At 42.0% G+C, this 12,597-nt stretch carries 12 protein-coding genes and 1 tRNA gene; 9 read left to right on the top strand and 4 right to left on the bottom strand.

Annotated features, from left to right (window positions below; genetic code table 11):
• Positions 1-816 precede the first annotated feature (816 nt).
• Entirely contained in the window at positions 817-2,067 is a 1,251-nt protein-coding gene (locus C200_RS08505) for a multidrug effflux MFS transporter (protein WP_016210612.1), read from the top strand.
• Here C200_RS08505 and prmC read toward each other — a convergent pair.
• From prmC to hemA, 3 genes are read right to left on the bottom strand one after another with little or no spacing between them, the layout of a single operon-like run.
• Positions 2,056-2,937 (bottom strand): peptide chain release factor N(5)-glutamine methyltransferase, encoded by an 882-nt coding sequence (gene prmC / locus C200_RS08500; protein WP_016210605.1) that lies wholly within the window; start codon positions 2,935-2,937, stop codon positions 2,056-2,058. The genes C200_RS08505 and prmC overlap by 12 nt on opposite strands.
• On the bottom strand, positions 2,930-4,015 hold the full coding sequence (prfA, locus tag C200_RS08495; RefSeq protein WP_016210611.1) for a peptide chain release factor 1: 1,086 nt from the start codon (positions 4,013-4,015) through the stop codon (positions 2,930-2,932). Before prfA ends, prmC begins: the two co-directional genes overlap by 8 nt.
• Entirely contained in the window at positions 4,012-5,271 is a 1,260-nt protein-coding gene (gene hemA / locus C200_RS08490) for a glutamyl-tRNA reductase (protein WP_016210607.1), read from the bottom strand. Before hemA ends, prfA begins: the two co-directional genes overlap by 4 nt.
• Positions 5,272-5,439: 168 nt before the next feature.
• Here hemA and C200_RS08485 point away from each other — a divergent pair, with 168 nt between their 5' ends.
• The 8 genes from C200_RS08485 (at position 5,440) to C200_RS08450 (ending at position 11,476) form a co-directional block, all read left to right on the top strand.
• Positions 5,440-6,099, top strand: coding sequence for a hypothetical protein (locus tag C200_RS08485; RefSeq protein ID WP_016210598.1), 660 nt, complete (start codon positions 5,440-5,442; stop codon positions 6,097-6,099).
• A 150-nt stretch (positions 6,100-6,249) separates the two neighbouring features.
• Positions 6,250-6,912 (top strand): lipoprotein insertase outer membrane protein LolB, encoded by a 663-nt coding sequence (gene lolB / locus C200_RS08480; protein ID WP_016210600.1) that lies wholly within the window; start codon positions 6,250-6,252, stop codon positions 6,910-6,912.
• A gap of 210 nt (positions 6,913-7,122) precedes the next feature.
• A tRNA-Gln gene (locus C200_RS08475) sits at positions 7,123-7,197 on the top strand.
• Positions 7,198-7,271: 74 nt separating this feature from the next.
• Positions 7,272-8,207, top strand: coding sequence for a ribose-phosphate pyrophosphokinase (locus C200_RS08470; protein ID WP_016210609.1), 936 nt, complete (start codon positions 7,272-7,274; stop codon positions 8,205-8,207).
• A 96-nt stretch (positions 8,208-8,303) separates the two neighbouring features.
• A complete protein-coding gene (locus C200_RS08465) occupies positions 8,304-8,930 on the top strand; it encodes a 50S ribosomal protein L25/general stress protein Ctc (protein ID WP_016210606.1) in 627 nt (208 codons plus the stop codon).
• A gap of 5 nt (positions 8,931-8,935) precedes the next feature.
• The gene (pth, locus tag C200_RS08460; protein ID WP_016210603.1) at positions 8,936-9,517 is read left to right on the top strand and encodes an aminoacyl-tRNA hydrolase; all 582 of its coding nucleotides are present in this window, start codon (positions 8,936-8,938) and stop codon (positions 9,515-9,517) included.
• Between the two features lie 71 nt (positions 9,518-9,588).
• Positions 9,589-10,680, top strand: coding sequence for a redox-regulated ATPase YchF (ychF, locus tag C200_RS08455; RefSeq protein WP_016210601.1), 1,092 nt, complete (start codon positions 9,589-9,591; stop codon positions 10,678-10,680).
• Between the two features lie 82 nt (positions 10,681-10,762).
• Entirely contained in the window at positions 10,763-11,476 is a 714-nt protein-coding gene (locus C200_RS08450; protein WP_016210599.1) for a 5'-methylthioadenosine/adenosylhomocysteine nucleosidase, read from the top strand.
• A 93-nt stretch (positions 11,477-11,569) separates the two neighbouring features.
• On the opposite strand, the gene C200_RS14560 is transcribed toward C200_RS08450, so the two are convergent.
• Positions 11,570-12,355, bottom strand: a complete 786-nt coding sequence (locus tag C200_RS14560) for a class I SAM-dependent methyltransferase (RefSeq protein ID WP_230391885.1) — start codon at positions 12,353-12,355, stop codon at positions 11,570-11,572.
• Positions 12,356-12,597: the final 242 nt, after the last annotated feature.

Below are 12,597 nucleotides of genomic sequence, written 5' to 3'. Positions count from 1 at the left end.
AAAACCCGAACCTACCTCGGCCTACTCACCCCGTGCTTAGCACTCCATGGCTCGCAGCGGATGATTGAATTGCTCGAAAAAGCTGTTCAGATGCAGATTTTCTATCTTTAAATTTAACTCGGGTTCCCGGCATAATTTAATTTCTTATTTTTATTACTTTATTTAATTTCAAAATTATTAATTTAAATCTTATTAAAATTTTGTGATTAAACATCCATAAATTATTTTTTGATTTCATATTGATAATTTTATTTCATAATAAAAAATCTTATAACAGATAAAATACCAGTACTTTTTAAGTAGATAGATTTTAAATTGTAAATTATTAAAAACACATTAAGATATTGTTACGTTTTTATCGTATTATCACCTCATTAGAAAAAACAAGCTTAATCAATAAATGGTCACGATTATAATCATCGATTACATTTAAGGTTCTAAAAACGCTACAAAGCCTTGGCTACCCTACAGAGAATCAACTTCTAACCCGAGAAACGCTTGCACAGAAAGTAACAAACCCGCTTTTTATATCATTTACTTACTGAAAGCATTGTTTGACAAACTTTGTTTTTCCTAGGCCTTCAATTAATCAAAATTTTAGCTAAAAAACTTTAAGTTTATACTGAACCTTGTTTGTGCTATATTTTAATTTTATTAAACAATACAACATAAACATCAGCAAGTAGCAAAACAGTGCATAATCATACAGCACTTATCTGTATCATCTCCATCCAGAATGATTAAACTTAACTTTTTATCATCGCTAGTCATTCGCCTACTTTTTATCAAAACAATAACAACCGGAGCCTTGCCCTAATGACTGTGACCACACCATGCAACCGAGCAAAACTCACACTCTTTGTCTCAGTCATTGCCGTTATCGCCGCAGCAATAGAAACCGACTTATTTATTCCAAGCTTACCGGCGATGCAACACTATTATTTGGCATCTTCCAACCAAATTCAGCTCCTGATCAGCATGAATTTTTTAGGGCTTTGCATCTCAAGCCTATTTTATGGTCCACTCGCAGATAGCTATGGCCGCAAGCCCATCTTACTGACCGGCCTTGTTATCTTTGTTTTTGGCGCTGTTGGCTGTGTATTTTCACTTTCATTAAGCAATATTATCTTCTGGCGTTTTATTGAAGGCATCGGCAGCGGTGCCTGCTTTGTCATCCCTGGAACTGTCATCTTTGACTTATATAGTAAAGAAGCAGCCGCACGTATTTTAGGCATCCTCAACAGCATAACTACAATTGCTATGGCAGCCTCACCGTTAGCTGGCGGTTTTATTCACACTCAATTTGGCTGGCGTGCTAATTTTTTATTTTTAGCTTTTGTCGCCATACTCGCCTTACTTCTTGCTATCTTTCTCATTAAAGAATCGCTGCCTAAAAAAAGCAGAGTCCCCCTGCACATCAAATCGATTACGCATGGCTATTATCGACTGATAACCCATACTGAATCACTTAGCTACTTACTGATTATCTGCTGTGTATTTGGCGCTTACATGGTCTATATTTCGGGACTGTCTTTAATTTTTGTCAATCATTTACACATTTCAGAGTCAGCCTTCCCTTATTATCAAGGTGCAGTCTTACTTGCTTTTGCTGCAATCAGCATGGCATGTGGACGTATCATTCATTTATTAGGTATGAAAAAGGCCTTACATTACAGCACTATTACCATGGCCATTGGCGCTATTTTATTATTGTTCACCGGGTTATTTTTCGCTGATTCAGCCTTGCTCATCACCATTACCATGTCGATTTTTGCCGCAGGTGTCGCTTTAATGCTGACCATTATCTTTGGTAACTATATGGAAGTGATTCCAGAAATTAGAGGTATCGCCTCCGCCTTATGTAATGCCCTACGCCTCTGCGCCGCAGCACTATTTGTTGGTCTTGCCGGTTTACTCTTTACCGGAACGATTACGCCTATTGCCATTTTTATCTTTACTCTAGCGATCATCAGCACAGTCATCTTAGCCTGGCTGCAAAGAAAAAAATTACACCAACAATCCAAACACCCGTCTCACTCTCACCAGAGCAGCCATTCAACCACCTGAGTAATAAGCGAGCGTCACTCGATCCTGTCCTGAAAGATCTTGAATGGTTTGAACCTCAACAAAATCTGCTTGCTTAAATAAATCTCGCACAGCCGCTCCTTGCTGATAGCCATGCTCTAAAGCCAACAAGCCTTGCGGCTTTAAAAAAGCTGGAGCTTGGCTGATAATTAACGCAATATCATCCAAACCCTGCTGGCCAGATACGAGTGCCGTGTGTGGCTCAAAGCGTACATCACCTTGCACAAGGTGCTGATCTTGGTCTTCGATATACGGTGGATTGGCAACAATCGCATCATAAAAGCCCTGTAAAGGCTCACACCAAGAGCCATAATAAAAGTTAATGTTGTTTAAGCCCAAATGCCCCGCATTCTCTTTAGCCACCATTAACGCCTCACGCGAAAAATCAACTGCATCCAACTGCCAGCGTGGCCGACTATGTGCTAATGCACAGGCAATTGCCCCAGAACCGGTGCCCAAATCAGCAATACGTAGGGGATGCTCTTTAAAACTTTTTTTAGATAAATAGCTAGAGTTTAATACAGAATCAACCAAAACTTCCGTCTCTGGCCGTGGAATCAGTGTCGCTGCTGTCACTTTCAACGACAATGACCAAAATTCACGCTCACCTAAAATATAGGCAATAGGCTCACCATAACAACGACGATGAATGTAGGTTATAAACCGCTGATATTGCTCTGAGCTTAATGTTTTCTCAGCAAAAGCACGCAAAAATGCACGATTTTTAGCCAAAACAAAGCCAAGTAATAACTCAGCTTCAAATCGTTCATCAATATTATCTAAATCAACTGATTTTTCTAATCTTAAAATAGCTTCATCTAAAGCCGTCTGTATAATAACAAGATCAGGCACCTTCCATGCTCGCGAGCAAATCCGCCTGATGCTCTTGAATTAAGCTGCCAATAATCTCAGTTAAATCCCCTTCCATCACGTCATCCAACTTATATAACGTCAAGTTAATGCGATGGTCAGTAATGCGACCTTGCGGATAGTTATACGTACGAATCCGCTCAGAACGATCCCCAGAACCCACGAGGTTTCTACGCTCTTCAGCTTGCTCAGCTTGCTGACGTGACTGCTCTGCCGTTAATAAGCGTGATTGTAATAATGCAAGGGCTTTCGCCTTGTTTTTATGCTGAGACCGCTCATCCTGACACTCAACGACCACGCCAGTCGGTAAATGGGTAATCCGAATCGCTGAATCCGTTTTATTAACATGTTGACCACCCGCTCCTGAGGCACGAAACGTATCAATACGCAAATCATTGGTATTAATCTCAATCTCATTCACCGCGTCCACTTCAGGCATAATCGCTACCGTACACGCGGAGGTATGAACACGTCCTTGCGATTCAGTCGCCGGAACACGCTGGACGCGATGCGCGCCAGACTCAAACTTCAATTTAGAATAGACGCCAGTGCCAATAATGCGCACAATAATTTCTTTATAACCACCATGGTCACCTTCACGCTCGGAGATTAATTCCACTTGCCAGCGATTATTTTCCGCATAGCGGCTATACATACGAAATAAATCACCGGCAAAAATCGCCGCTTCATCACCGCCAGTGCCAGCACGAACCTCTAAAAAAACATTGCTACTATCATGTGGATCTTGCGGTAACATCAATTTTTGCAGCTCAAGTGCCAACAACTCACAGCGTTCATTGGATGCTTTCACTTCTTCTTGGGCCATCTCACGCATATCTGGATCATCATCCAGTAACATTTGCTCGGCAGTCTCTCGACTATCTTGTGCTTGTAGATAATCTTCAAAACACTTAACAATCGGCTCTAGTTGCGCATATTCTTTAGAATAATCACGAAAGGTCTCTTGTTGGCTAATCACGCCTGGATCACCCAATAAAACTTCTAATTCTTGATAACGCTCTTGCACTGTTAGTAATTTTTCTTGTATTGATGTTTTCATAATATCCGATCTTTTTTATCCACCCCTAAAAGCTCAGAGGCATACGACACAAGTTCATGACGCCCATCACGAGCCGCCTCACGCAAGCGTACACTCGGCGTGTGCATCACCTTATTGACTAAGCGATGCCCCAGGGTTTCAACCACATGTTCAGCAAGCTGACCATTTTTTAATGCACTGAGCGCTTCTGCAACCAATACATCACGTACTTCAAGCACCTGACCACGATAATCACTAATCACATCACTAACATGTAAAGAGCGATACCAGGCATGAAATTTATCTTTTTCTTCATGAATCAGCGCCTGCGCTGCTAACGCCGCTTGTTTACGGCTTTTCTTACTCTCTTGAATCACTTGCTGTAAGTCATCTACCGTATACAAGTAAACACTTTTACAATCTGCCACAGCTGCACTAATATCACGTGGTACCGCAAGGTCAACCATTAACGTCGGATCATCATGATCACGCAACGCATGTGCCTGTTCAACCATGGCCCGACTAATAATCGGCTCTCGACTACCTGTGGCGGTGACAATAATATTTGCAGCAGGCAAACATACAGGTAAGTCAGTCAAACTTATAGCCTCGCCCGCTACTTTTTCAGCCAGCACTTGGGCATGCGCCAAGGTTCGATTGGCAATGATCAAACGCCCAACGCCATATTGCTTTAAGTGACGCGCCACTAATTGTGCGGTATCTCCAGCACCAATCACCAAGACAGTCGTTGCCTCTAAGTTGCTGAACATCTTTTGACTTAAACGCACTGCAGTAAAAGCCACCGACACAGGACAGGCCCCCACGGCAGTTTCAGTACGCACACGCTTCGCTGCAGAAAACGAGTGCTGAAATAAACGCTCTAGCACCGGCGTTGTGACTTCAGCCTGCTGAGCTATAGAAAATGCCGCTTTAAGTTGACCTAAAATCTGTGGCTCTCCCAGGACTAATGAATCTAAACCACAAGCCACTTGCATCAAATGTTCGACCACCTGCTCGCCACAATGGCAATATACATAGTCGCTTAAATTTTCCAGACCACTGCCATGCACCCACCAACGCTCCACCGCACTGATGTCCTCAGCTTGGCCATACAACTCGGTACGATTACAGGTAGATACAACAATCACACCTTTTAGCTGACCACTCGCCATCGCCGACTGCAAAAACCCAGTCAGCTCACTCTCCACAATCCCTACCCGCTCACGTACAGCCAGTGGTGCAGTCGTGTAATTCACCCCTAAAACAAATAATTGCATTGTTCAACGTTCAACTTAATCAAATATTTATATGTAATATCTTTACTTTAGCAGTCAAAACTTAACCCGTTCAAATACCACCCCAGCATTATTCTTAAAGTTAAGTTTCTACTATCTATGGTCGATACAAAGCAGAGTCCTCTTTAAAATACAGACAAAGGTAACTGTGTGCTTAAGCGCTACGCCTTGATCAGTCTCACTACTACGCTATGCTACGCGTGTAGCACCGGTGCGGAGCAATATACAGCGCAACCATCTTCTTCTGTCCAACCTAATTTTGCAACCGAGGACTTGCATGAACTTCTTATTGCTGAAGTCGCTTATCAGCGCGGTCATTATGATCTCGCGTTGCGACATTATCATAACACGACTTTAAGCAGCCGTAACAAAAAATTAGCCGCTCACACCACTCGACTGGCCTTGGAAATGAACCAACCCAATATGGCACTAGAACCGGCCATACTCTGGGCCAACCAGGCACTCAGCAATCCCAAACCGCAAGCTTTAGTTGTCCTCATGCTCATTTCCAGTAAAAATTATATCAAAGCCCTCCCTTATTTAGGCCGCATCACCATCAATCAAAAAGCCAAGCCTTACTTAAAGCTCGTCACAGAAGAGTCAACCCCCGTTGAACGGGCCCACTTAAGCGCACTTTTCAGCACACTTCACCAACAGCAGACTTTTCATCCAGAAGCCGCTTTAATCATCGCCAAATTTATCCACACAGAGCGCCCTCAGCTCGCTCGCGCGATATTAACAGATATTCTAATAAAGCGCCCAAACTGGACAGAAGCCATCAGTTTTAAAAACCAAATCCACGCAAATTAAACTCACACCACGCCCAATACTCACGCTCAATACGTTAGATATATATTTTACAATAAAGATATATTAAGATTACATCTTCAGCCCACAATCTAACCAGCAACAAGCCTAAATCAAAAACCCCAACCAAAAAACAAAAAAGCAATGATAAAGATGAAGATAAAGACGCTCATAACTCAACTTCAGCGTGCATACACTAAAACCATAAAACCATTATATTTATTAGCTTGCATAGTATTACTGAACGCTTGCGCAACCACCACAGCAGATCATTCAACGCCCCCGCTACCTAAAAACAACAATGCAGCCTGGCAGCAGTATCAACAACAATTAGTTACAAAAACGCACTGGCAATTGCAAGGCATCATCGCCGTGCGCTATGCCAAGCAAGCACAACAAGCAAATTTAAACTGGTCTCAACAAGGTCTCGACTGCTATCAAGTCAATTTATCAGGGCCTTTAGGCATTGGTGAAATTCAACTCACCCACCAACAGGGCCAATACCGCTTTACTGACAGCCACGGTCAAACCACTGAAGCTAATTCAGCCCAGCTGCTTATGCAAAGCCTTTTAGGTTGGAGTCTGCCTGTCAATGGCCTCTATTATTGGGTACGTGGCTTAGCCTCTCCTGATATGCCGTATCAAAAAACACTCGATGAGTATGGTCGCTTAATTACTCTCAGCCAATCGGGTTGGAATATTAGTTACCAACGCTACCAGTGGCAAAACGGCTTGCCCTTGCCCACCTTAATCCGCTTAAAGAACCAGCAACTTTGGCTAAAAATTGCCATTAGTGATTGGCAGCAATTGACTTAAATTAAAGTGCTTATAGCTGACAATTATCAGTATTTTTTAATTTAAAAATAAAAGCCAGAACAAAAGCCAGAAAAATTAATAAATTACATGCATATATCCATGTAATACCTTGATTATGACAAAAATGTGACAAAGGTTTGACAGAGCGCTAACACACACAGTAGAATACCCCCAACTTGCGCAAAGGAGCCTAGACTTGCGCATTTTAGGTGGGGTATCGCCAAGCGGTAAGGCACCGGCTTTTGATGCCGGCATCCCCTGGTTCGAATCCAGGTACCCCAGCCAACTCTATATTATAACATACTGACTAAACCCGATCCCCTTACACTCTCAAGAGGAAGCTCAGCGTGTCCAAATTAATGCTCTTTACCGGCAATGCTCATCCTGAACTTGCTAACAAGATTGCAAAACACTTACACATCCCCTTAGGCAATGCGCAAATTAATTGCTTTAGCGATGGTGAAATTTCTACTGAAATCTTAGAAAACGTCCGCGGCAACGATGTTTTTATATTACAACCCACCTGTTCTCCAGCCAATGACCACCTGATGGAAGTGATGATTTTAGCCGATGCCCTGCGCCGCTCATCTGCAGGACGCATCACCGCGGTTATCCCCTATTATGGCTATGCACGCCAAGATCGCCGCACACGCTCTTCTCGTGTCCCTATTACTGCAAAAGTGGTTGCTGACATGCTTGCAGGCGTTGGTATTAATCGTGTCATGACCGTAGATATTCATGCTGAACAGATTCAAGGTTTCTTTCATATCCCACATGACAATGTCTATGGCTCTCCTGTCTTGCTTGAGCATGTGCTCGATAAAAAATTAATCGACCCTGTTGTTGTTTCACCTGATGTCGGTGGTGTTGCCCGCGCCCGTGGTTTTGCCAAACGCTTAAACAATGCGGATCTTGCCATTATTGATAAACGCCGCCCACGCGCCAATGAAGCACGCATCATGCACATTATCGGTGATGTAAAAGGCCGCGATTGTATCTTGGTTGACGATATCGTCGATACCGCAGGTACGCTTTGTAAAGCCGCTGAAGCCTTGCGTGAACAAGGTGCGACCAATGTGTCAGCCTATTGTGTGCACCCGGTGCTATCAGGTAATGCCATTGCCAATATTGAAAACTCCAGCCTAACTGAGCTTGTTGTTACAGATACGATTCCATTGAGTGAGGCGGCCAAACAATGCGCTAGAATCAAGCAACTTTCTTTAGCGCCTATGCTCTCAGAGGCAATTCGTCGTGTTTGCCATGAAGAGTCAATCAGCTCAATGTTTGTTGAATAAGCAATTATTTTTCACTATAATAATGCGCTGTTGCTTTGGTCGCGAAGCAGCAGCTTTTTTAATTTAAATTAAATTCTCAACTCTTTGGAGACAATTATGTCACAAACTATCGAATTACCTGCAGCTTTACGTCAGGATAAGGGGAAGGGTGCGAGCCGCCGCCTCCGTCGTATTGCCGATCAAGTCCCTGCTATCGTCTATGGCGGCAACAAAGACCCAATGTCACTTGCCATCCCTCACAACCTAGTATTACAAGTTGAAGAGCACGAGCACTTTTACACGCAAATTTTAACCTTAAATATTGATGGCCAAAAAGAACAAGTCATCTTAAAAGATATGCAACGCCATCCATACAAGCCTAAAGTCACTCACTTGGACTTTCAACGTGTCGATGCAAACTCTAAGCTCAGCGTTTCAATTCCGTTACACTTTACTAACGAAGAAGTTGCAGTAAAACTCGGTGGCCATGTTGAGCATTATGCCTCAGAAGTAGAAATCAGCTGCCTACCTGCTGACCTTCCTGAATTTATTGAAGTCGATATGGGCAAAACAGAACTCGGCCAAACCTTACACCTATCTGATATTAAAGTCCCACAAGGCGTTACTCTCAGCGCACTTGTTCAAGGTGGTAATCACGATCACGCTATCGTTGCTATCAAAGCTAATAAGGGCTCTAGTGACGATGATGCTGCATCCAGTGATGAGGAAACTGCTGAGGAATAACCAACATGGACGCTCCTGTAAAACTCATTGTTGGCCTCGGCAACCCCGGCGCCGAATATGAACAAACGCGACATAATGCAGGAGTGTGGTTTGTTGAACAGCTGGCAAAACAATATCAAACTGTTTTGCGCCCTGAGGCTAAATTTCATGGTTTAGCCTCTCGTCTTAACGCAACAGGCTTAGGCAATGCACACTTACTTATTCCAACGACCTTTATGAATCGATCCGGCCTTGCCGTTAAAGCCTACAGTCACTTTTATAAAATCCCTCCCGAACATATTCTAATTGTTCACGATGAGCTTGACCTACCTCCAGGCACTGCACGCTTAAAACAAGGTGGCGGTCATGGTGGTCACAATGGCTTAAGAGATATTACCGCACAACTAGGCACCAACGACTTTCAGCGTTTACGTATCGGTATCGGCCATCCTGGCAATAAATCTCAAGTGGTCAACTTTGTTCTTAAAGCACCATCCAAGCCAGAACATGCACTAATTTTACAAAGCCTCGATGCGAGCTTTGAGGTTTTAGCCGAGCTCCTCGCCGGACACACCGCAAAAGCCATGAACGCTCTACACAGTCGCTAATAAATTCGTTACAATACACAACAAATTGCAATTACGTTTTATTATTTAATTTATTTTAGTAGAGACTGATCATGGGTTTTAAATGCGGTATCGTTGGCCTTCCTAATGTCGGCAAATCAACACTTTTTAATGCACTTACACAAGCTGAAATCGACGCAGCAAACTATCCTTTTTGTACTATAGAACCCAATACAGGCATCGTCCCAGTGCCTGACCTGCGCCTAGAGCAACTTGCTAACATCGTCAAACCACAAAAAGTCATTCCAACCACGATGGAATTTGTTGATATTGCCGGTTTAGTCAAAGGTGCTTCTAAAGGCGAGGGCCTTGGCAATAAATTTTTAGCAAATATTCGCGAAACCGATGCCATCGCCCATGTTGTACGTTGTTTTGAAAATGAAGACATTGTCCATGTTGAAGGTAAAATCAACCCGATTGATGATATTGATGTTATTAATACGGAACTACTACTTGCTGATATGGAAATGCTCGAGCGTACCTGTTTGCGCTTACAAAAATTAGCTAAAAGTGCAAATAAAGAAGCCAAACAAGATTTAGAGCTCATGCACGCCCTTAAAGCTCATGTTGAAGAGGGCCACCCAGTACGTACCTTTAGTGGCAATAGTGACCTCTCACCCACCTATGCAACATTGCAGTTTTTAACATCAAAGCCCACCATGTATATTGCCAATGTCAATGAAAGCGGCTTTGATAATAACCCCCACTTAGACGCTGTTAGAGAATTAGCAGAAAAAGAAGGTGCGGTTGTTGTACCGATTTGTGCCGCCATTGAAGCAGAAATTGCCGTGTTAGATGACGAAGAAAAGGCCGAGTTTATTCAAGATTTAGGCCTAGAAGAACCCGGGCTGAATCGAGTCATTCGTGCCGGCTACGATTTACTCACCTTGCAAACGTTCTTTACCGCGGGTGTCAAAGAAGTCCGCGCCTGGACAGTGCATATCGGCGCGACCTGCCCTCAATCTGCCGGACGTATTCATACTGACTTTGAAAAGGGTTTTATTCGTGCTGAAGTGATGAGCTACGCTGACTTTATTCAATATAACGGCGAAGCTGGCTGTAAAGAAGCGGGTAAATGGCGCCTAGAAGGCAAAGACTATATCGTTCAAGATGGTGATGTGATGCACTTTCGCTTTAATGTCTAAAGTACTTGAAGTTATTTTTAAGAGCGCTGTGCGCTCTTATTTATTGATAAATACAGATTTATAAAGACAAAGAGGACACGCTATGACAATTGCAATTCTTGTCGCCATGGAAGAAGAAGTACAACTATTAAAAGAACACACCACAGGGATAACTCATGAAATTAATAACATTCTCTTTCATGAGGCTAAGATTTATAACCAAGATGCATTGATTGTCCAAACTAACATTGGCAAAGTCAATGCAGCAATGGCAACCACCTTACTTATCGAACGCTTTAAACCAAGCTTAGTGATTAATACAGGAACTGCAGGCGGCTTTCATCAAGATTTAACGATTGGTGATATTATCATTGCTGACAAAGTATTACATAACGATGTCGACGTCACCGGCTTTGGTTATGCCTATGGCCAAATTCCGGGTTTACCCACGCATTTTGAGCCCGATGAACATGCAAAAATCCATGCAGAAATAACCTGCCAGCAAGCAAACCTTACCTACTATATCGGTACGATTGCAACAGGTGATTCATTTTTAAGTACGCCCTTTTTAATCGACCGAGCAAAAACCAATATTAACAACCTCTATGCCGGTGAAATGGAAGCCGCTGCTGTCGCTCAAGTGTGTTTTCATGCCAATGTTCCAGCACTATTTATTCGGGCAATTTCAGATATTGCAGGTACTGATGATCAAGAAAAAGATTTCAGCGCGAATATTCAAACTGCCTCTAAAAAATATACGCATTTTATCAGTGAGTTTTTTAAACAGCACGCTAATCCTCTAAAAATAAAACTTTAAAATAAATAGTATTTAACATCAGGGTTTAATTAGAATAATAATCTTTAAAGAGCTGTTTATTAATTGCAATAAGCAGCTTTATTTTTATAAAAATTATACTTTAGACCGAAGCCAGCGAATCAATAATTCATTATTTGTTATCGAATCAGTAATCATTTGATAGGAGTCAATTGTCTCTTGTAATGCATTTTCGCCAAAACGTTGGTCAAACCCTGCCTTATCTTCTAACCGACTTAAAGAATCAACAATTTTCTGATTGTATCGTGCATAATTTTTATTTTCATCACGCATTTGTATTTCAGAAAATCCAGCAGCGGCTAATAAATCATGATAGTTTTCTTCTGTTTCTGCAAATAACGTTAAGTTTTCCATGTCACACATTTGCTGCAAACGTGCTCCCCATTGACCTTTTACGGGACTTAACCAATCATCAATCACCAATTCACCGCCAGGTTTTAATACTCGATAAACTTCTTTAAATAAAGGTAATTTATCATCTAAATGTGTCAAGACTCCCTTGCTATATACAAAATCAAAAGAGTCATCATCAAATGGCAATAATGGTGGCTGCTGATACGCAGTAAAATGCACTAAATCTTTTAATGATTGCGGACAACGGCGTGTTGCTTCTTCTGCTAACCAAGGATTTATCTCGATTCCCGTCACTTTAGTTTGATAGCGCTCTGCCAAATAAAATGCAACACCACCAAGGCCAAAACCAATATCTAAGGCTTTTTTCCCTGGTAAATCAGTATACTGAAACATAATCTCAACAGCTTCATGGCCACCTTCAGACATCATCCCTGCACCATAAGCTTCTTCTAATAATAAACAGTACTCTTCAGGATATTCAGCAATAATTTTTTTTAAGTCCACCATAATTTTCAACTTGCCTTTTGCCTGCTCGCTATTAATCAATTATATATAGTCTGTCTATATCATAACAACAGAGTTAATATAGTATCACTTTAAACATACAAATAGACCCTACTTTTTAAGATATTTAAGCCTCCATAGAGCAACTCAACTAGCGTCAACACCAGGTATTTTTGTAAGTAATTACATTATTTTTTTCTCGCAATCAATTTAAATTTAGTTACAAACTCACCTTACGCACAGGT

Source organism: Piscirickettsia salmonis LF-89 = ATCC VR-1361, assembly GCF_000297215.2.
Taxonomy (GTDB): domain Bacteria; phylum Pseudomonadota; class Gammaproteobacteria; order Piscirickettsiales; family Piscirickettsiaceae; genus Piscirickettsia; species Piscirickettsia salmonis.
This window is presented reverse-complemented; position numbering and strand designations above follow the sequence as displayed.